Annotated in this window: 18 protein-coding genes; 8 read left to right on the top strand and 10 right to left on the bottom strand. The window is 60.5% G+C overall.

Going from position 1 to position 20,128, the window contains the following annotated elements; all coding sequences use genetic code 11:
* The first annotated feature begins 45 nt into the window (after positions 1-45).
* The gene (locus tag QMG44_RS02255; RefSeq protein ID WP_086532810.1) at positions 46-789 is read left to right on the top strand and encodes an SDR family NAD(P)-dependent oxidoreductase; all 744 of its coding nucleotides are present in this window, start codon (positions 46-48) and stop codon (positions 787-789) included.
* A 53-nt stretch (positions 790-842) separates the two neighbouring features.
* Here QMG44_RS02255 and QMG44_RS02250 read toward each other — a convergent pair whose 3' ends face one another.
* Positions 843-1,040 (bottom strand): YbdD/YjiX family protein, encoded by a 198-nt coding sequence (locus QMG44_RS02250; RefSeq protein WP_014169079.1) that lies wholly within the window; start codon positions 1,038-1,040, stop codon positions 843-845.
* A 58-nt stretch (positions 1,041-1,098) separates the two neighbouring features.
* A complete protein-coding gene (gene cstA, locus QMG44_RS02245; RefSeq protein ID WP_014169078.1) occupies positions 1,099-3,204 on the bottom strand; it encodes a pyruvate/proton symporter CstA in 2,106 nt (701 codons plus the stop codon).
* Positions 3,205-3,485: 281 nt separating this feature from the next.
* Between cstA and QMG44_RS02240 the strand changes: the two genes are divergently transcribed.
* The 3 genes from QMG44_RS02240 to QMG44_RS02230 are packed head-to-tail and all read left to right on the top strand — an operon-like array spanning position 3,486 to position 5,795.
* Complete coding sequence (locus QMG44_RS02240) at positions 3,486-4,208, top strand: nucleoside recognition domain-containing protein (RefSeq protein WP_020885022.1); 723 nt, start codon at positions 3,486-3,488, stop codon at positions 4,206-4,208.
* The gene (locus tag QMG44_RS02235) at positions 4,205-4,669 is read left to right on the top strand and encodes a YjiG family protein (RefSeq protein ID WP_014169076.1); all 465 of its coding nucleotides are present in this window, start codon (positions 4,205-4,207) and stop codon (positions 4,667-4,669) included. The genes QMG44_RS02240 and QMG44_RS02235 overlap by 4 nt, the downstream gene beginning before the upstream one ends.
* Positions 4,670-4,682: 13 nt before the next feature.
* A complete protein-coding gene (locus tag QMG44_RS02230; protein ID WP_014169075.1) occupies positions 4,683-5,795 on the top strand; it encodes a M20 family metallopeptidase in 1,113 nt (370 codons plus the stop codon).
* A gap of 47 nt (positions 5,796-5,842) precedes the next feature.
* On the opposite strand, the gene entH is transcribed toward QMG44_RS02230, so the two are convergent.
* From entH to entC, 5 genes are read right to left on the bottom strand one after another with little or no spacing between them, the layout of a single operon-like run.
* A complete protein-coding gene (entH, locus tag QMG44_RS02225) occupies positions 5,843-6,256 on the bottom strand; it encodes a proofreading thioesterase EntH (protein ID WP_086532811.1) in 414 nt (137 codons plus the stop codon).
* Positions 6,257-7,012: a 2,3-dihydro-2,3-dihydroxybenzoate dehydrogenase EntA gene (entA, locus tag QMG44_RS02220; RefSeq protein WP_020885024.1), complete on the bottom strand. Its 756-nt coding sequence runs from the start codon at positions 7,010-7,012 to the stop codon at positions 6,257-6,259.
* Positions 7,012-7,866: an isochorismatase gene (locus QMG44_RS02215; RefSeq protein WP_014169072.1), complete on the bottom strand. Its 855-nt coding sequence runs from the start codon at positions 7,864-7,866 to the stop codon at positions 7,012-7,014. The genes entA and QMG44_RS02215 overlap by 1 nt, the downstream gene beginning before the upstream one ends.
* Before the next feature lie 10 nt (positions 7,867-7,876).
* Positions 7,877-9,487, bottom strand: coding sequence for a (2,3-dihydroxybenzoyl)adenylate synthase EntE (entE, locus tag QMG44_RS02210; RefSeq protein ID WP_049023508.1), 1,611 nt, complete (start codon positions 9,485-9,487; stop codon positions 7,877-7,879).
* A gap of 9 nt (positions 9,488-9,496) precedes the next feature.
* Entirely contained in the window at positions 9,497-10,672 is a 1,176-nt protein-coding gene (gene entC, locus QMG44_RS02205) for an isochorismate synthase EntC (RefSeq protein WP_014169070.1), read from the bottom strand.
* A 187-nt stretch (positions 10,673-10,859) separates the two neighbouring features.
* Between entC and fepB the strand changes: the two genes are divergently transcribed.
* The gene (fepB, locus tag QMG44_RS02200) at positions 10,860-11,819 is read left to right on the top strand and encodes a Fe2+-enterobactin ABC transporter substrate-binding protein (RefSeq protein ID WP_025204698.1); all 960 of its coding nucleotides are present in this window, start codon (positions 10,860-10,862) and stop codon (positions 11,817-11,819) included.
* 44 nt (positions 11,820-11,863) lie between these two features.
* Here fepB and entS read toward each other — a convergent pair whose 3' ends face one another.
* Positions 11,864-13,111 (bottom strand): enterobactin transporter EntS, encoded by a 1,248-nt coding sequence (gene entS, locus QMG44_RS02195; RefSeq protein ID WP_086532812.1) that lies wholly within the window; start codon positions 13,109-13,111, stop codon positions 11,864-11,866.
* Between the two features lie 108 nt (positions 13,112-13,219).
* Between entS and fepD the strand changes: the two genes are divergently transcribed.
* From fepD to fepC, 3 genes are read left to right on the top strand one after another with little or no spacing between them, the layout of a single operon-like run.
* Positions 13,220-14,224, top strand: a complete 1,005-nt coding sequence (gene fepD / locus QMG44_RS02190) for a Fe(3+)-siderophore ABC transporter permease (RefSeq protein WP_086532813.1) — start codon at positions 13,220-13,222, stop codon at positions 14,222-14,224.
* Positions 14,224-15,213, top strand: a complete 990-nt coding sequence (gene fepG / locus QMG44_RS02185) for an iron-enterobactin ABC transporter permease (RefSeq protein ID WP_025204701.1) — start codon at positions 14,224-14,226, stop codon at positions 15,211-15,213. The genes fepD and fepG overlap by 1 nt, the downstream gene beginning before the upstream one ends.
* Positions 15,210-16,010: an iron-enterobactin ABC transporter ATP-binding protein gene (gene fepC / locus QMG44_RS02180; protein ID WP_086532814.1), complete on the top strand. Its 801-nt coding sequence runs from the start codon at positions 15,210-15,212 to the stop codon at positions 16,008-16,010. Before fepG ends, fepC begins: the two co-directional genes overlap by 4 nt.
* Positions 16,011-16,057: 47 nt before the next feature.
* Here fepC and entF read toward each other — a convergent pair whose 3' ends face one another.
* Entirely contained in the window at positions 16,058-19,915 is a 3,858-nt protein-coding gene (entF, locus tag QMG44_RS02175) for an enterobactin non-ribosomal peptide synthetase EntF (RefSeq protein WP_232937277.1), read from the bottom strand.
* Positions 19,912-20,124, bottom strand: coding sequence for an MbtH family NRPS accessory protein (locus tag QMG44_RS02170; RefSeq protein WP_014169063.1), 213 nt, complete (start codon positions 20,122-20,124; stop codon positions 19,912-19,914). Before QMG44_RS02170 ends, entF begins: the two co-directional genes overlap by 4 nt.
* Positions 20,125-20,128: the final 4 nt, after the last annotated feature.

Genomic DNA, 20,128 nt, shown 5'->3' with positions numbered 1-20,128 from the left:
ACTATACCTAATGATGATTCTCATCACTCTCGCAACGAGGTCATCATGCAGATCGATTTAACAGGTAAGAAGGCGCTGGTTACCGGCGCCAGCCGTGGGTTGGGTCGTGCCATCGCACTTTCACTGGCACGCGCCGGTGCCGATGTGGTTATTACGTATGCAAAATCCGCCGACAAAGCCCAGGCGGTCACCGAAGAGATAAAGGCGCTTGGGCGCCACAGCGAGGCGATTCAGGCCGACAGCGCCAGCGCACAGGCCATTCAGGATGCGGTTACCCATGCGGCACGCTCCCTGGGCGGGCTGGATATTCTGGTCAATAACGCCGGGATCGCACGCGGCGGCCCGCTGGAGTCCATGACGCTGGCGGATATTGACGCCCTGATTAACGTCAATATCCGGGGCGTGGTGATTGCCATTCAGGAAGCGCTGGTGCATATGTCTGACGGCGGGCGCATTATCAACATCGGCAGTTGTCTGGCAAACCGTGTGGCGATGCCCGGTATTGCCGTCTATTCGATGACCAAATCTGCGCTCAACTCCCTTACCCGGGGTCTGGCTCGCGATCTCGGCCCGCGCGGCATTACCGTGAACCTTGTGCATCCTGGCCCGACAAACAGCGATATGAACCCGGAGGATGGAGAACAGGCTGAATCTCAGCGCCAGATGATTGCGGTGGGACATTACGGCCAGCCGGAAGACATCGCCGCCGCGGTCACCTTCCTGGCCAGTCCTGCCGCCGGACAAATATCCGGCACGGGACTGGATGTCGATGGCGGGTTAAACGCCTGATCGCATGTTGAATGTAAACAAAAGCAGATCAGCCTTTGTTTACCGAAAGAGGGTTAACAGCACTTCGCGCCGCCCTTGCCGCCGTAACGGGCGTCCTGGCGGTCGCGGAAGAAAGCTTCATAGGTCATTGGCGTCTGGTCAGGGTGGTTGACGCGCATATGCTCGACGTAGTTGTCGTAATCCGGAACGCCGATCATCATTTTGGCGGCCTGGCCCAGGTATTTTCCTGCTTTGGAGAGGGTGTCGAACATAGTGGATATCTCGTCTTTTATCCCCTCTCCCCGGCGGGGAGAGGGTGAGGTTGAGCGATTAATGCGCCCCTTTCGCCTGGGTCACAATCTCTTCCAGGTTCTCAGGCATTGGCTCATACGGTGTCTCTTTTGCCGTCGGCTTGTCTTCTTTCAGCGCCGCCAGTGCAGTCTTCAGAGAATACAACGCCAGCACCACAACCACCACCATAAAGAAGATGGTCAGCCCGGCGTCCAGACGGTTGTTAAACACCAGCTGCGACAGCTGTGATTCCGTATATTGCGCCGGGATCTTACCGCTGTCGATCATCGCCTGGAACTTGTTGGCAATAGCCAGGAAGCCCACCTTGTTGTCCGGGCTGAAGGCTTTCTGCCAGCCTGCCGTCAGGGTACAAATCAGCAGCCATGCGGTTGGCAGTAACGCCACCCACGCATAACGCTGACGCTTCATCTTGAACAACACTACCGCACAGAGCATCAGCGCCATGCCCGCCAGCATCTGGTTGGCAATACCAAACAGCGGCCACAGGGTGTTAATCCCCCCCAGTGGATCGACGACGCCCTGATGGAGGAAATATCCCCACGCCAGTACGCACAGCGCCGTTGCCAGCAGGTTCGCCGGTAATGAATCGGTACGTTTCAGGTTCGGTGAGATCACCCCCAGCAGATCCTGTAGCATGAAGCGTGCCGCACGCGTTCCTGCATCCACCGCCGTCAGAATAAACAGCGCTTCAAACAGAATGGCGAAGTGATACCAGAACGACACGTCCATCAGCCCGCCCAGCGCGCCGTGCAGAATATACGCCATACCCACCGCCAGCGTTGGCGCGCCCCCCGCACGGGAAATAATAGACTGCTCGCCCACTTCACTGGCGATATGGGTCAACGTGTCTGGGGTAATGGCAAAGCCCCAGCCGCTCACCACCTGCGCGGCAGAGGCCACCACGTCAACGGTGCCGGCCGGTGCCAGCAGCGCCATTGGGCTGTTCATCGCGAAGTAAACGCCCGGGTCGATAATACAGGCCGAGACCAGCGCCATTATCGCCACGAACGATTCCATCAGCATGCCGCCGTAGCCAATCAGGCAGGCCTGATTCTCATTGGCGAGCATTTTCGGCGTGGTACCGGAGGCAATCAGCGCGTGGAAGCCAGACACCGCGCCACAGGCGATGGTGATAAACAGGAACGGGAACAGGTTGCCGGTCCAGACCGGGCCGGTGCCATCAATAAATTTGGTCAGCGCAGGCATGGTCAGCGTTGGGCGCATAATTAAAATGCCGATTGCCAGCCCCACAATCGTGCCAATTTTCAGGAAGGTGGAGAGGTAATCGCGCGGGGCCAGCAGCAGCCACACCGGCAGCACCGCCGCCACAAATCCGTACCCTACCAGCATCCACGTCAGCTGTACGCCGGTGAAATCGAAGAACGGTGCCCACGTCGGGCTCTCAGCCACCCAGCCGCCGGAGATAATGGCAAACACCAGAAAGACCAGGCCGATGACCGACACTTCACCAATGCGTCCCGGACGCAGGTAGCGAATGTAGATCCCCATAAACAGCGCCAGCGGAATGGTAAAGGCCACGGTATAGGTTCCCCACGGACTGTGGGTCAGCGCTTTCACCACGATCATCGCCAGCACCGCGAGGATGATCACCATGATCATAAAGGTCGCGATCAGGGCGATCACCCCGGCCGTGGCTCCCATCTCCTCTTTCACCAGCTCACCGAGCGAACGTCCGTCGCGGCGGGTGGAGACGAACAGCACCATAAAGTCCTGCACCGCACCGGCCAGTACGACGCCCGCGAGGATCCAGATCATCCCCGGCAGATAACCCATCTGCGCCGCCAGGACCGGCCCCACCAGCGGGCCCGCGCCGGCAATCGCCGCAAAATGGTGACCGAACAGCACTTTTTTGTCGGTAGGCACATAGTCCAGACCGTCGTTATGACGAACCGCAGGCGTCATGCGCGTGCCGTCGACCCCTAACACCGTCTTCGCGATATAGCGGCCATAAAAACGGTACGCGATCAGATAAATACAGACCGAGGCGACAACGATCCACAGCGCGTTGATCTGTTCCCCCCGGTTGAGGGCGATATAGCCCAGGGCAAATGCTCCCACAACGGAGAGCCCTGCCCACGTAAGGTATTTCCCTGAGTTGTTCATAGTTGTTATCCGTTGTTGTGAAACAGTGAGATGTTACATTTTGTTTCTAGAACAACGCTCAAAATTTAACAACTTTGAAACGCAATAATGCGTGGTCAAACCAGACATTTACACCACATTGTTAAGCCGATCACCTTCCGCTGAAACACCCCTGCCGCCACGGGTCACACTTTTGCCTTTTTCGTCCTGACACCGCCTTACGAAATGATTTGTATCATTTTTTTTGCTCAAAACCTCGCCAGAATGACCCTGCGCAATCGCGTGCATACAAGGAAAAGGATATGAACAGTTCAGTACCTCAGGATCTCAAGGTCGGGCCCGGCGCGTACGTTGCGCTGGCATTCGCAGCCGTTTTCTTCTCTGGCCTGCTGGGCGGAAAAGAGTGGTACGGCGTGTTTGATTTCACCACCCTCAACGGTGCGTTTGGCAAGGTGGTCAGCAAGGCCAGTCTTGAAGACGGCACCCTGACTACCGCCACCAGCGCCTTCCGCGGTACCGGCGGCAGTGGCGCAATGGACGGGTTTCTCTTTGCGCTCGGTTTAATTCCGGCCGTGATGTTTGCCCTCGGGATGATCAACGTGCTGGAGCACTATGGTGCGCTGCGTGCGGCACGTAAGCTGTTAACGCCGCTGCTGCGCCCGCTGCTGGGCATTCCCGGCACCACCGGGCTGGCGCTGATTGGCAGCCTGCAGAGCACCGATGTGGGTGCATCCCTCACCCGCAACCTGTCCGATGAAGGGCAGATTAGCGAAAAAGAGAAAGACGTTTTCGCCATGTTCCAGTTCTCCGCCGGGGCGATGATCACCAACTTTTTCTCCTCTGGTGCCATCCTCTTTACCCTGGTCGCCGTTGACGGGACGGCCGCGGTGCCGACCTCCATTGGTGCCTGCATCGCCGTGATGTTCATCATGAAGATTGTCGGCGCGAATCTGCTGCGCCTGATCCTGACCGTCATCGGCAAAGATGCCCCGGAGCAACAACCGACGCAAGGAGAGACCGTATGAGTGCCCCACAATCTCATCCCGTGATTACCGATGTGTTTGTCGAAGGCGCACGCAAGGGCTGGAGTATTGCCACCGGCAGCACCCTGCCCAACGTGGTCATGGCTTTTATCATCATCAAGGCGCTGGAAATTACCGGGGCACTGAAAGGGCTGGGGATGATCTTCTCCCCGCTGATGGGCCTGTTTGGCCTGCCGGGTGAAGCGGCTGCCGTGCTGATTGGCGGCTGGATGTCGATGGGCGGTGGGATCGGCGTGGCGATCGGCCTGTTTGATAAAGGGATTATTACCGGCGAGCACCTGGCGATTCTGGCACCTGCTATCTATCTGATGGGCTCACAGGTGCAGTATCTCGGCCGCATTCTGGGTGTGATCGGCACCCGCGCCAAACGCATTCCGCTGATGATTGCCATTTCGGTCATCAACGCCTTCTTAGCCATGCTGCTGATGCGCATTATTCTCTGAACAGGACGTTACTATGAACCTTGACCATTATATTGAAGAGCTGAAAACCCTGGTGAACGTGGACTGCGGCACCCGTACTGTCGCAGGCGTCGAAACCGTGGCTGGCATTATTGAAACGCTCTGGCAGCGCGAAGGCTGGCACACCGAACGGGTCAATCTGGGCGACAAGGTTGGCCCGGGCGTATTCGTCAGTAATAAGCCACAGGCGGCACAGTTCGACGTTCTGCTGGTCGGCCATCTTGATACGGTATTTGCCCCCGGCACCGTCGCCGAGCGTCCGCTGAGCGAGGACGCCACCCGTCTTTATGGCCCTGGCGTATCGGATATGAAAAGCGGCTTGCTGAATATCTTGTGGGCGATGCGTGAGCTGGACGCAGCCGACCACGATCGTCTGGCCATTGCGATCGCCATGAATCCCGACGAGGAGACCGGTTCCGTCTATTCACACGAATGGATTGGCGAACTGGCAAAACGCGCCCGCTGCGTGCTGGTATGCGAAGCCGCGCGCGCCGACGGTTCGCTGGTGAAGGCTCGCAAAGGGATGGCGGGCTATCACCTGACGTTCAGCGGCGTGGCGGCACACGCGGGTAACGAACCGGAGAAAGGCCGCTCGGCGATAACCGCCCTGGCAAACAGCATTATTGCCATTAATGCCCTGACCGACCAGGAACGTGGCACCACGCTCAACGTCGGCGTGATCCACGGCGGCAGCGCGGCAAACGTGGTGGCCGATAAAGCCGTTGCCGAGCTGGACGTGCGTTTCTGGGAAAACGATGAGTACAGCCGGGTGAACCAGGCGCTGGAGGCATTGTGTGAAAAAGGCTTTTTAGAGGGCGTCACGACCTCGCTGGCGCGCGTGAACCACAAACCGGCGATGGCAGCGAGTAAAGCCACGCAGGCGCTGATGCAGCAGGTTGAAGCGGCAGGTCAGGCGGAAGGAATAGCCATTACCTGGCAGGCGGTCGGTGGTGGCAGTGATGCCAACCACACCGCCGCGCTGGGCATTCCGACCCTGGACGGGCTGGGGCCAATCGGTGCCGGGTTCCACAGCCCGGCGGAGTGGCTGGATAAAGCGTCGATTGCGCCGAGAATACGCTTGTTGAAGCGGGTGATTTCGATGCTGTAAGCCTTATCCCTCTCCCCAACGGGGAGAGGGATGTTGACCGTGCAACGCTAGCCCAAAATTTGGGTACTCAACCGGCAGGTACAGCACCGCCGTCCCTGCTCGTCGAACACCACAATCTCCCAGCTCTGGCTGGTTCGCCCAAGATGCAACGGCTGACACACTCCGCGCACATTCCCATGCGATACCGCGCGATGGTGCGTTGCGTTCAGCTCCGTTCCCACCACGCTTTGTCCGTCGCGGGTCATCAGAAACCCGGCCATCGACCCCAGCGTTTCCGCCAGCGCCGCCGACGCCCCGCCGTGCAGCAGACCGAACGGCTGATGGGTACGCGCATCCACGGGCATTTCGGCCTCAAGCGTATCGTCACCGATGCGGGTATAGACGATGCCCAGATGCGCCACCATGGAGTTCAGACTGGTGGCGTTCATTTCTTCACGCGATAAGTGACGTTTCCAGATCATCTACGCCCCCAGCGTGGAGCCGCCGTCCACCACGATATCCTGCAACGTGATATGGCTGGCAGCATCGGACGCGAGGAACAGCACCGTGCTGGCAATCTCCTGCGGACGGGCGATTTTGCCCAGCGGAATACCGAGCTTGAACTGCTCGCCAAAGCCGCGAATACGCTGCTGCTCAGCATCGTCGCTTTTCCACAGGGTGCGCTGCATATCGGTATCCGTTGACCCGGGCGACACCAGATTACAGCGCACGCCACTGCCCGCCAGCTCAAGCCCGACGGTCAGCGCCAGGCTTTTTAGCGCCGCTTTCGACGCACCGTAGGCGCTCATGCCGATACGCGGCGTGTGGGCCGCGTCGGACGCCACGGTGACAATCGCCCCGCTTTGCTGGCGACGGAACTGGCCCATCGTCTGCTGGAACAGGTTAAATGCCCCGCCGACATTAACCGCGAAGGTCTGCTGCCAGTCCTCCTGCGCAATCTGGTCGGTCGCGCCCATACGCAGTATTCCCGCCGCGTTCACCAGCACGTCCAGACGCTCAAGCCTTGCCAGCGCGCGACCGCACACCTCGCGAACCTGTGCGGCATCCGCGATATCCAGCGTTTCGGTGGCAAAGGGATACGCTTCCTGCGGGAAGGCCAGGTCGAATCCGGTGACCTGCGCGCCCGCTTCAACAAACGCCCGCGCCGTCGCGTAACCGATGCCCTTACCCGCGCCCGTTACCCAGACGGTTTTGCCGGTAAAATCGAACCCCGCCATCACTTCACCTCGCGGGAGAGCAGCGCCCACCAGGCGTCGAGGGTGGGATTTTTCGCCAGCATCACGAAGTCGATGTCGCCGTGCACTTTGCGCCAGCGGGCGGCCAGCGCCATCATGCGCACCGAGTCCAGACCGTAGTCGATCAGGTTTTCGTCATCCATCGGCTCATCTGATTCATCCAGCAGCGGCAGGATGATGTCACGCAGCGCCGCTTTCGTGGCCGGAATGGACGGCAGCAGGTCGTCCGTCATAACCACCCGGCCGGCGCGCCCTGCGACGTAGTTCAGGGACATCAGGTGCTCATCGCGGGTAAAATCGGCCAGCGCATCGGCGATAAAGAACGGTTTGATATCCCGCATAAAGGCGTCTGTAGCGGTCGTCATGCAGCCAATATGGGCGTAAACCCCGGTGATCAGCAGCTGGTTGCGTCCCGTCTCTTTCAGCATCAACTCCAGCGGCGAGCGGTGGAACGCGCTGTAGCGCCACTTCACCAGTACCGTATCGGCTTCATCCGGTGTCAGCTGAGACACAATACGCTGCTGCTCTGGTGAGCGGGTCAGCCCCGGTCCCCACATATCGTTCAGCAGGGCGCGGTCTTCATCGCTTTGCGCTTTCGGCTGCGCGGTGTAGTAAACCGGAATATTGTGTTGCTTGCAGTAATCGCGAAGTCTGGCGATATTCGCGACCACCTGGGCCATCATCGGGCTGTTTTCGCCCCAGAAGTTCAGGAAATACTCCTGCATATCATGGATCAACAGCGCGGCACGTTCTGGCTCAAACGCCCAGTTCACTTTGTTATCTGGCAGGTCTGCGGCCGTCGGCAGCGCATAAGCGGTTAATTGTGGAATGGCCATACTCTGTTCCTTAGCCCCGGGCGCGTTCAGCTAGCCACAGGCGCAACTGTTTCTTATCGACTTTGCCGACGGGCGTTAACGGAAGCGCATCAACGCTCTCCACGCGGTCCGGCAGTTTAAATTCTGCAACGCCCTGCTCACGCAGGAAGCGGCGCACCTCCACCGCACGCAGTGGCTCTTTCACCACCAGATACGCGCAGCTCTTTTCACCCAGCAGGCTGTCCTCCATGCTCACCAGGGCCGCGTGGATCACCGCGTCGTGGCGCAGCAGCAGGTTTTCAATCTCTTCTGCGGCAATCTTTTCGCCGCCGCGGTTGATCTGATCTTTCTCCCGTCCCTGAACGGTGATGTAGCCCTGTTCGTCAATGGCGATCAGATCCCCGGAGCAGTAAAAGCCGTCCGCATCAAAGGCGCTGGCGTTGTGCTCCGGACTGTTGAAATAGCCGCGGAAGGTATACGGCCCGCGGGTCATCAGACGCCCGACTTCACCGCGCGGGAGCGGATTACCGTGCTCGTCCGCCACCCACACTTCATCATCCGGGCACATCGGGCGCCCCTGCGTATTGATAATGCGTTCCGGCGTATCATCGAGCGCGGTGTAGTTCACCAGCCCTTCCGCCATACCAAACACCTGCTGCAGCTGGCAGCCAATTTCTGCCGGAATACGCGCCGCGAGCGACGCGGACAGGCGCGCCCCACCGACCTGCAGCAGCGTCAGCGATGAGAGCGGAGCATTCCCTGCACCGTCGGCAATCGCCTGCAGCCACAGGCTGACCGCCGGGGGCACCAGCGAGGTAACCGTGATCTGATGTTTTTCTATCAGCGGGAAGCAGAGCGTGGCGCTCGGATCGTTTGCCAGCACCACGCAGCCCCCCGCCGTAAAGACGCCTAACGAGCCGGGCGAGCTCATGGCGTAGTTATGGGCCGCTGGCAGCGCATTCAGATAACGCGTGTCTGCGGTAATCCCGCAGATCGCATTGCTGCGACGGATGCTGTAGTCATAGTCGTTATGCGTACGCGGGATCAGCTTCGGCGTGCCGGTGCTCCCGCCCGAGAGCTGGAAGAACGCCACTTCGTCGGCAGGGGTCGGGTTCGGAATGAAATTTTCTGCCGGATGCGCAATCGCCGCGTCCAGCGCATGTTCACCCTTGTCGCCGCGCAGCAGCACGACGCGCACCGAACTGTGCTCATCGACAAAAGTATTGAGGAAGTCATCCCCTACAAACAGGGCGTGCTCACGATCGGCTATCAGCAGTGCAGGTTTGATCTGCGCGGCGTAGGCGTTCAGCTCCGAGCGCTGATGGCTAAAGAGCGCATTGACCGGCGCCACGCCCACCTGCAGCAGGGCGAAAAAGGTCATGTAAAACTCGCACACGTTGCCAAGCTGCACCAGCGCCGTTTCACCGCGATGGAGCCCCAACGCCTGCAGCCGCGATGCCAGGTTATTCACGGCCTGGTTAAACTCGCGGTACGTTATGCGACGGTCACCGTCGACGATCGCCACCGCATCGTTGTTCGCCTGATCCGTCAGGATGTGGGTCAGCGGCAGATCCTGCCAGTAGCCTTTTTCACGGTAGCGCCGGGCAAAATCCTCGGGCCAACGGGTAAAGGGAAGGGTCATGAGTGTTCCTTAGTGCAAACCAAAAACATTGAGCATGGTGGAGAGTTTTACGCCGGTTTCACGCCACTCGCCCACGGGTGAAGAGGCCGGGACAATGCCCGCGCCGGCAAACAGGCGAACGGTATTCTGCTGCAGACGAGCGCAGCGGATGGTGACCACCCATTCGCCATTGCCTTCACTGTCACACCAGCCGACGATGCCGCCGAACAGCTCGCGATCGAACGGCTCCAGCCCGGCGATCAACGCCTTAGCAGCCTGATGCGGGAAACCGCTCAGGGCTGGCGTCGGGTGCAGCAGGCAGGCCAGCGTCAGCGCGTTTTCGTTTTCACGCGCCTCACCTTCCACCGGCGTGGCCAGATGCCAGAGCGTGGGAGTGGTGATCAACTGTGGGGAGGACGGCATGCTGAGGTGATGGCTGCGCGGTTTGAGAATGGCTTTCATCGCCTGGGTCACCAGGTCATGCTCGTGACGATCTTTTTCGGACGCCAGCAGCTTGTTGCCCGCTTCACGATCCAGCACGTCATCCGGCTGACGACGCGCGGAGCCTGCCAGCGGCAGAGAGCTAAAATGCGCCCCTTCTTTACGCAGCAGCAGTTCCGGGCTTGCGCCGAGCAGCACGCCACCGTCTTCCAGCGGTACGTGGAAGTTGTAGCTGGCCGGGTTCTGGGCGATCAGCCGCTCCATGAGCGCACCGCTATCAATCGGTTTGTCGGTGACGATATCAATCAGGCGCGACAGCACCACTTTGTTCACCTGCGGCGTGGCGGTGAGGGCAGCCGCGCGGGCGACCATCTCTTCAAATACCGGCTGTGGCGGGATCTCGGTGCGTTTTTCCACCTTCAGCGCCTGTGAGCCGGCAACATAGCGGGCGGACTGCTGACGCGCCGGGCGAGAAAAGGTCTGCCAGCGTTGCGGAATAAACAGAGACGACGGCTTGCGGGTATCAAACGGAATGGCACCCACCATCACAGGATGGGCAATGCCGCTGGCTTTTGCGTTGCGGAAAGCCTGGGCTAATTTCTGCTGAAACTGTCCTGCCGGATCGTCACCCCCGACGGCGGATTCAGAGAAGCGGGAAAAACAGCCGGACGTGGTAAAACTGCGGTAAGGCGACATAAAGAAAAAGCTGTCTGATTGCAGCGTGCTGGCGGTGTGCTGAACTTCCTCAGCCAGGGACGTATCCATTTCATCCTCCTAAAATGATAAAGGCAGTAATAATGATTATCATTTATATTTACGCTCGCTAACCTAATCTCACATCGCGTCGCTGTCAACCGCAGAGCAAACATCTTCTTCGGGTAACGCTTGCATCCCGTCGTCGCAGATATGAAAATGAGAAGCATTAACTTCAACAGAAACAGGATGCCACGTTGTGAAATGTCTTGCCGTCTGCCGTAATCCTCTGCTTTTCATCGGACTTTTTGTTTTAGGACTTACCTCAGCGCTTGCCGCCGACTGGCCGCGTCAGGTCACAGACAGCCGCGGCGTGCATACGCTTGAGCACAAACCGACGCGCATCGTCTCCACCAGCGTGACCCTGACCGGCTCCCTGCTGGCGATTGACGCGCCGGTTATTGCCAGCGGCGCCACCACGCCCAACAACCGCGTGGCGGATGCGCAGGGATTCCTACGCCAGTGGGGCGATATTGCGAAACAGCGTCAGCTTGCGCGTCTGTACATTGGCGAGCCGAGCGCCGAAGCGGTGGCCGCCCAGATGCCGGACCTGATTTTGATCAGCGCCACCGGCGGGGATTCGGCGCTGGCGTTGTATGACCAGCTTTCAGCTATCGCGCCGACGCTTGTTATTAACTACGACGACAAAAGCTGGCAGGCGCTGCTAAAACAGCTCGGCACAATCACGGGTCAGGAAAAACAGGCCGCCGAGCGCATCGCCGCGTTTGATAAGCAGCTTGCCCAGGTGAAACAGCAGATGACATTACCGCCGCAGCCGGTGAACGCCATCGTCTACACCGCCGCCGCACACTCGGCAAACCTGTGGACGACGGAATCCGCTCAGGGCCAGTTATTACAGCAGTTGGGCTTTACGCTGGCTGAACTGCCTGCCGGATTGCACACCTCAAAAAGCCAGGGTCAACGTCACGATATTATTCAGTTAGGCGGGGAAAATCTGGCAACCGGGCTGAACGGCGAAGGGCTGTTCCTGTTTGCCGGTGATCAGAAAGATGTGGATGCTATTTACGCCAATCCGCTGCTGGCGCACCTTCCAGCCGTGCAGAACAAGCGCGTCTGGGCACTGGGAACAGAGACGTTCCGCCTGGATTATTACAGTGCAATGCGGGTACTGCAGCGTTTAGACGCACAGTTCAGGTAAGAGGCTAACCCGGCCCTCTCGGTGAGAGGGCCGGTGTGAACGCGTCAGGCCGCACTGTCGTTCAACACAACCTCCTGCCTGAACCGACGCAGCTCAACCAGGACCACCAGCAATATCACCCCCAGCATAGCCAGGACAAAGCCGCTGCTGCTCGCTGAAGCCACCGGGGTCATTATCGCCCCCAGCCCGCCGAGGATAGCCGCGCCAACGGCATCGCCCGTCACGTTCTGTGCGGTCCACAGACCGTTGATACGCCCCAGCATCCCTTCCGGCGTCTGGGTCTGAATCAGGGTGTACTGCAACAATGAACTGATGGCGCTTAGCCAGCCAAAAATCACCAGGCACATTACGCCCAGCGCCCATACCGGCATCAGGCTGAAGAAACCAATCGCAATAAACGACGCCAGGGTAGCCAGCAGCATGATCAGCCCAGGACGCGCACTCTGCGCCAGGTTACCGCTGGTCAGCGCGCCGCATGCCGCGCCGAGCGGAATAGCCGCGTACAGCACGCCGATTTCCGACGCGCTCATCTGCCACACGCCCGCCAGCGCCGGGTAAAGCACGCGTACGGCGCTGGCCATCGTCAGCAAACCGCCGAGCAGCGCAATGCCACCTATCAACGGATTGCTGAACAGAAAACGGATCGCGGCCATCAGTGATGTCAGCGGATGTTCGCGCGGCTGTGGCGGAGGCGGCAGGCGCGGCAAACGCAGGAGCGTGAGCGTAGTGATAAAGGTGCCCGCCGCCGCCAGCCCATAGTTCCACGCCACGTTGCCGGTCGCCAGCAGCAGGCCACCGACCATCGGTGAAATTACCGACCCGAGGCGCACGGTCAGCATGGTGATTGCCCCCGCCTGCATCAGGTTTTCGCGCCCGACCAGCGCGGGCGTGGCTGCCAGTAGCGCCGTGACGCCGAGTGACGCAAAAAAACCGTCCCACAGACCGAGGGCGTAAATGGCAATCAGTGACGGCTCCGGCAACATGGCGTTCAGACACAGCCCGATAAAGCCTACGCCGCACGTGCCGCGTGCCAGCAGGATCAGTTTTTTACGCTCGTACCGGTCCGCCATCACGCCGCCCACCATCAGGCCGATAAACATCGCCCCACCGGTTAAGGTAACCGAAAGCCCCACCAGCCAGCTGGAGTGGGTCATGGACTGGATCTGCACCGGCACGGCAACGCCAAGCAGGCCGAGGGAGAGGATGGAGATAAAACGGGCGATAAAGACAGCGCGGTATGCGGGGTGCGTCTTCAGCAGGCTGAGGTTCAGCAGCCAGGATTTTTGATTCATGACAAGGCCTTGAGTGTATTTCTACCAATTCCATTGGCGCACATGCTAACATAGCCAAATAAGATAGATAACGATAATCACTATCATTATCAAATCATGGATGTTGCTATGTCGTTTTCCTCTTCCGCGGTGCGCGCCATTGCCGTGCCCGTGTTATTGCTACTGTTAATCCTTGCGATTGCACTCAGTTTGCTGGTCGGCGCGAAGCCGCTGCCCGCGTCCGTTATTGTCGATGCGCTCACTGGCAGCTGTCAGAGCGCCGACTGCACCATCGTGCTCGATGCCCGCCTTCCCCGTACCCTTGCCGGACTGCTGGCCGGGGGGGCGCTGGGTCTTGCCGGTGCCTTAATGCAAACGCTCACCCGTAACCCGCTGGCCGACCCCGGTATTCTTGGGGTAAACAGCGGTGCCAGCTTTGCGATCGTGCTTGGCGCGGCGCTCTTCGGTTTTACCTCTCCGTCTGAACAACTGGTGATGGCCTTCTGCGGCGCGCTGGCGGCGTCGCTGGTGGTGGCGTTTACCGGTAGCCAGGGTGGCGGACAGCTGAGTCCGGTACGCCTGACGCTGGCGGGCGTGGCGCTTGCCGCCGTGCTGGAAGGGTTATCCAACGGCATCGCCCTGCTTAACCCGGATGTTTACGACCAGCTGCGCTTCTGGCAGGCCGGTTCGCTGGATATCCGCACCCTGGCAACCTTAAAAGTGGTGGTGATCCCGGTCGTCATTGCCGCCGCCGTCGCGCTGTGTTTAAGCCGTGCGCTCAACAGCCTGAGCCTCGGGAGCGACACCGCAATCGCGCTCGGCAACCGCGTGGCGCGCACGCAGCTAACGGGTCTTGTCGCGATCACCGTACTGTGCGGCAGCGCAACTGCGGTAGTCGGCCCAATAGCGTTTATCGGCCTGATGATGCCCCACATGGCACGCTGGCTGGTGGGTGCCGATCACCGCTGGTCGCTGCCGGTCACGCTGCTTGCTACCCCTGCCCTGCTGCTGTTCGCGGATGTTGTGGGTCGCCTGCTGGTGCCTGGTGAACTGCGCGTCTCGGTGGTAAGCGCATTTATCGGTGCACCGGTGCTGATCTTCCTCGTGCGACGTAAACGCGGAGGTGGCGCATGATGGCCCCGTCCCGACGTTTAGTCACCAGCGTGTCGTTGCTGGCCGTCGTCATTCTGATGCTGGCGGTCTGGAGCCTGCGCAGCGGCGCGGTCACGCTCGATTTCGCGCAGGTTTTTAACGCGCTGCTTGGCAGTGCGCCGCGCAATGTCACCCTGGTGGTCACCGAGTGGCGACTGCCGCGCGTGGCGATGGCGATTCTGGTGGGCGCGGCGCTCGGCGTCAGCGGTGCCATTTTTCAGTCGTTGATGCGCAACCCGCTTGGCAGCCCGGACGTGATGGGGCTGAACACCGGCGCCTGGAGCGGCGTGCTGGTGGCGATGGTACTGTTTGGTCAGCACCTGACGGCCATCACGTTCACCGCGATGACCGGCGGGATAGTCACCGCGCTCATTATCTGGGCGCTGGCCTGGCGCAACGGTATCGACACCTTCCGCCTGATCATTATCGGTATCGGCATTCGCGCCATGTTAATGGCTTTCAACACCTGGCTATTGCTGCAGGCTTCGCTCGACACCGCGCTCTCTGCCGGGCTGTGGTATGCCGGTTCGCTCAATGGCCTGACGTGGGGCAAAACCTGGCCCGCTGCCCCGCTGATCCTGGTGATGTTTATTGGCGCGGTGTTGCTGGTACGCCGGATGCGCCTGCTGGAGATGGGCGATGACAGCGCCTGCGCGCTGGGCGTGGGCGTTGAGCGCTCGCGCCTGATGCTGATGCTGGTGGCGGTGTTACTGACCGCTGCCGCCACCGCCATCGCCGGGCCGATCTCGTTTATCGCGCTGGTTGCACCGCACATTGCCCGGCGCATCAGCGGCACGGCGCGCTGGGGATTAACCCAGGCGGCGCTGTGTGGCGCAGCGTTACTGCTGGCCGCCGACCTCTGCGCCCAGCGGTTATTTATGCCTTATCAACTTCCGGTAGGCGTCGTGACCGTCAGTCTCGGCGGGATTTATCTCATCGTCTTGTTAGTTCAGGAGTCACGCAAGAAATGACAAACAGTACAACCCGCTTGCGCGGCGAACACTTAACCCTCGGCTATGGCAAAAAAATCATTGCCCGTGACCTGACGGTGGCTATCCCGGACGGCCATTTTACGGCGATTATCGGCCCGAACGGCTGCGGTAAATCGACCCTGCTGCGCACCCTCAGCCGCCTGATGACGCCGGTTGAGGGCTGCGTGTATCTCGACGGCGAGCATATCCAGCGCTTTGCCAGCAAAGAGGTGGCGCGCCGTATTGGCCTGCTGGCGCAAAACGCCACCACGCCTGGGGATATCACGGTGCAGGAACTGGTCTCGCGCGGGCGCTATCCGCATCAGCCGCTGTTTACTCGCTGGCGTAAAGAGGATGATGAGGCGGTGAAGCGGGCGATGCAGGCGACGGGCATTACCGATCTGGCCCGGCAAAGCGTGGATACGCTCTCCGGCGGACAGCGCCAGCGGGCGTGGATTGCGATGGTGCTGGCGCAGGAAACCGCCATCATGCTGCTGGACGAGCCAACCACATGGCTGGATATCAGCCATCAGATCGATCTGCTGGAGTTGTTGAGCGAGCTGAACCGCACGCAGGGCTATACGCTGGCGGCCGTGCTGCATGATTTAAATCAGGCATGCCGCTATGCCACACATTTGATTGCGTTGCGCGACGGCGAAATTGTGGCGCAGGGTGCGCCAAAAGAGATTGTGACGCCGGATCTGATCGCGCAGATCTACGGCATGCGCTGCATAATTATCGACGATCCCGTGGCCGGTACGCCGCTGGTGGTGCCGTTGGGCAAGCGTGCAGTCTGATGCCCTCACCCTCTCCTGGAAGAGAGGGTGAGAGTGAGGGGAAACCGCTACCCCAATATCGCCTTCAGCACCGGTCCTATTGTCTCAAACGCCTGCGGTGAAATGATATCCACGTGGGCGCAATCCTGGCTGTAAACCTCCAGTTCCCCCACCCACGGCGCCCAGGCCTGCTGCGGATCCAGCGTTTGCGTGCGCCCGGCAACAAACAACGTCGCTTTACCGTCGAACCGTGAACTGTGCGCCGTTGTCAGAAGGCGGACGGCATCGGCGTAATTCCCTTCGATGGCGTTAAAGAGCTCGCCAGAGCCTTGCCCCTGCTGCGCGGCGATAAACGCCTGACGCTCGCGTTCGATTTCTGCCAGTACGTCCGGATCGAGACCATGGGCCTCTTTCTCTGCCCAGTTCTGGGTTTCCGGCGGCCAGGTATCCAGCAAGCCGAGAAACGCCACCGCGTCACCCTGCTCGCGCAGACGGGCCGCAATGCCCTGCGCCAGCGTGCCGCCAAGCGAGTAGCCGAACAGATAATACGGCCCCTGCGGCTGTTGCGCGCGCAGCGTCTGCAGATGCTGTTCGATCACCTCGTCCAGCGTAGCGCACTGCTGCATCGGCCCTTCCGGACGCGGCGACTGAATGCCGGTGATTGACCAGCGCGAGCTGAGATAGCGCGCCAGCACGCTAAACTGCCAGGCAAAGCCGGATGCCGGATGAAAGCAGAACAGCGTCGGACCGTTGCTTTCACGCAGCGGCAGAAGGGTCTCGTAGCCCAGACGCTGTGCCTGTTCGTCATTCATCGATGAATCCAGCAACGCGCTGAGCATGCTGACCGTTGAGGCCACCATAATCTGCCCCGGCGTGACCCTGCGGGCAAACGTACGGCTGAGCTGCGCGGCCAGGCGCATCGCCAGCAGGGAATGACCGCCGAGGGCGAAGAAATCGGCCTCGATGTCGTTCACCTCACAGCCGAGCAGGGCAGAAAATGCCTGCGCGACGGCCACTTCAGCGTCTGTTTCTGGCGCCCGCCCGGACGTCTTGCGGGTCAATTCCGGCAACGGAAGCGCCTTGCGGTCAAGCTTTCCGTTGGCAGAGAGCGGCAGCGCGCTGATTTGCAGCAGCACCACCGGCACCATATGGGGCGGCAATTGATCTTTAAGCGAGTGCAGCAGCGCATCGCGGTCCAGCGGCAAGCCGGACCCGGAGACGACATACCCTACCAGTTGTCGGGCATCGCCCCCGGTTGCCGCCGCCTGATTAAACACGCACGCGTGCGCTACGGCCTGCGCCACGTCAGGCAGCGAAAGCATCGCACGATCGATTTCGCCGAGCTCGATACGCTGACCACGAATTTTCAGCTGATCGTCACTGCGGCCCAGATATTCCACCGCGCCGTTATCCAGCCAGCGCGCCACGTCGCCGGTGCGGTACATCCGCTCGCCAGGTGCAAAGGGATCGGCAATGAAGCGGCTGGCGGTCAGGTCCGGCCGACCGAGATACCCCTGCGCAAGCTGGATCCCGGTAAGATAGAGATCACCGGCCACGCCGAACGGCACCGGACGCATCATCGCATCCAGAATGCGCAGCCCCGTATTCCACACCGGGAAGCCAATCGGCACGCTGTTGCCCGCCACCGCCGCCAGTTCCGGACCCGACGCCGGATACCAGCTCACGTCCACCGCCGCTTCCGTTGGACCATAAAGGTTATGCAACGGGACATGAGTAAGGTGCTCCCACTCCCGACACAGTTCTGTCGGCAGCGCTTCCCCGCTGCAAAACACCTGCTTCAGGGTCTGACAGCAGTCGGCATTTTCCGGCGTCAGCGAGGCAACGAATGCCGCCAGCATCGACGGCACAAAGTGTGTCGTGGTCACGCCATAATGCGCGAAGAAGTTCTGCATCGCCTGCGGATCGCGGTGCGCGTCCGGCTCGGCCATCACCAGCTTCGCGCCGGCGATAAAGGGCCACCAGAACTCCCAGACCGAGACGTCAAAACTGCACGGCGTCTTTTGCGCCACCACGTCATGCGCGTCCAGCGGATAGTGATCCTGCATCCACATCAGGCGATTAACGATGGCGGTATGCCCTACCATCACGCCTTTTGGCCGTCCCGTTGAGCCTGAGGTAAAGATGATGTACGCCGTGTGCGCCGGCTTTGCCAGCCGCAGCGGTTCACTGCCCGCAGGAGGTAATAGTGTGTTGTAACTCAATACAGGGACCGGCAGATCGCTAAAGCGCAAAAGCTGATCGTCAGAGGCGATCAGCAGGGACGGTTTCGCGTCCTCCAGCATCATGCGCAGACGATCGTCCGGGTAACCGGTATCCAGCGGCAACCACGCGGCACCCGCCTCCACGATACCGTGCAGCGCCAGGGTAAGAAACACCGAGCGCGGCAGGGCTACCGCCACGCTGTCGCCAGGCTTAACGCCGCGTTCCCGCAGTAATGTCGCAAGAGCCACCACCTGCTCGCGCATCTGGCGGTAATTCAGTTCGATGTGCGCATCAGCAAGCGCGGGGGCATCCGGCGTTTTATCCGCCTGGTCTGCCACCAGCTGAGCCAGCGTGGTTGACGGTAGCGCCAGCCCGGTATCATTGATACGCGCCAGCTGCTGGTATTCCTGCTCTGAAACGGTTTCTGCTTCGCCGCAGCGCAAATCCGGGTTGGCAGCAAACTGCATCAGCATGGCGTTCAGGCGTGCAACGTGGCGCGTTAGCGTCGCTTCATCGTAGCGCTGCTTATTGGCAAGGATTTCAATACTCAGGCCGCCCTGCTCGTCCGGGAACAGCGCCAGTTCAAGGTCATTGACCGGGCCAGTGGCCAGCGTATGGGTGATGGCGTCCACGCCATCCATATCCAGCTGATAATCAAACACCTTGACGTTCAGTACCGGGCCAAACAGCGCGTCATCGCCCGCGGCACGTCCGCTGTCACGCACGATCTGCTCGGCGTCATAACGCTGATGGCGACGCATTTTTTTCAGCTGATTTGCCAGACGATGCGCCAGCGCAGGCAGGCTTTCGTGCGGGGCAATGTTCACCGCCAGCGGCAGCACGTTCAGTACCGGACCGGTTGCCGTTAAGGCCGCCGACCCCATTCGGCGCATAAAGATAAACCCGGCGGCGTAGTCCAGCCGTCCGGTCAGACGCCCGATCCACAGCGCCACCAGCGCAAGCGCCAGATCGGTACGCTGAACCGGCCCCGCCGCCTGAGCAAGCCGGGTAAAGGCGCGGCGGTCAGCCGTCACCTTCAGACGCAGAATATCGGTGGTCGCCGCACGGCCCGGCAGCGGTGCCGACGACAGCGAGACCGGGGAAGGAAGCTGCTTACGCTGCTCCGCCCAGAACGCCCCGTCGCGCTGATACGCTTCGCTGTCGCGATAGCGCTGGTACTCCTCTACCACCTCGGCGAAAGGGGTAAACGGCGACGCGGGCGTGGGCTCGCCGTTTTGCCATGCGCGATAAATGGCGGCGATCTGGCGGGTAATCGCCGGAAAACTGAAGCCATCCACCACCAGATGATGATATCGCTGATACCAGTACCAGTGCCCTTCGCCTACCTGAATCAGCTGATGGAACGCCAGCGGCTGACCGCTGTCCACGCGCAGGTTCTGGTTTAAATCCGCTGCCATCAGGGCCATCGCCGCGTCATGGGATTCGGCGCGAACCACGGACGGTTCAGGCAGTGACATAGCGTCATCCACCCACTGCCACACCTCGCCATTCTCTTGCACAAAACGCATGCGCAGGGTGTCGGCCTGCCGCATCCCTTCAACAATGGCTTTTGCCAGCAGCGGTGCGTCAATATTGCCCTTCAGCTCGGTGTAGTGCGCCACGCTCCAGGCGTTTGGCAGGGAGGAAAGCTGCTCCGCCATCCAGATACCCGGCTGGGCGGCGACAAGGGGAAGACGGTTCATGCTTTCTCTCCCGCAAAATAAGACGGTTGCAGGGTTTGCCAGTGGTCGGCGAGCCACTGCTGACAGGCTTCCTGAGACTGCGCTTCACAGACCACGCGCCAGCCCGCCGGCAGCTGGCACTGCTGCGGCCACAGACTGTACTGTCCCTGGTCGTTACGCAAAATCGCAAACTGACCCTGCGGATTATCGAAAGGGTTGCTGAATTCCATACAG

The organism is Enterobacter sp. 200527-13 (assembly GCF_027924865.1).
GTDB lineage: Bacteria > Pseudomonadota > Gammaproteobacteria > Enterobacterales > Enterobacteriaceae > Enterobacter > Enterobacter ludwigii.
Note: the sequence above shows the minus strand (reverse complement) of the source record. Positions and strands in the feature narration are given on the sequence as shown.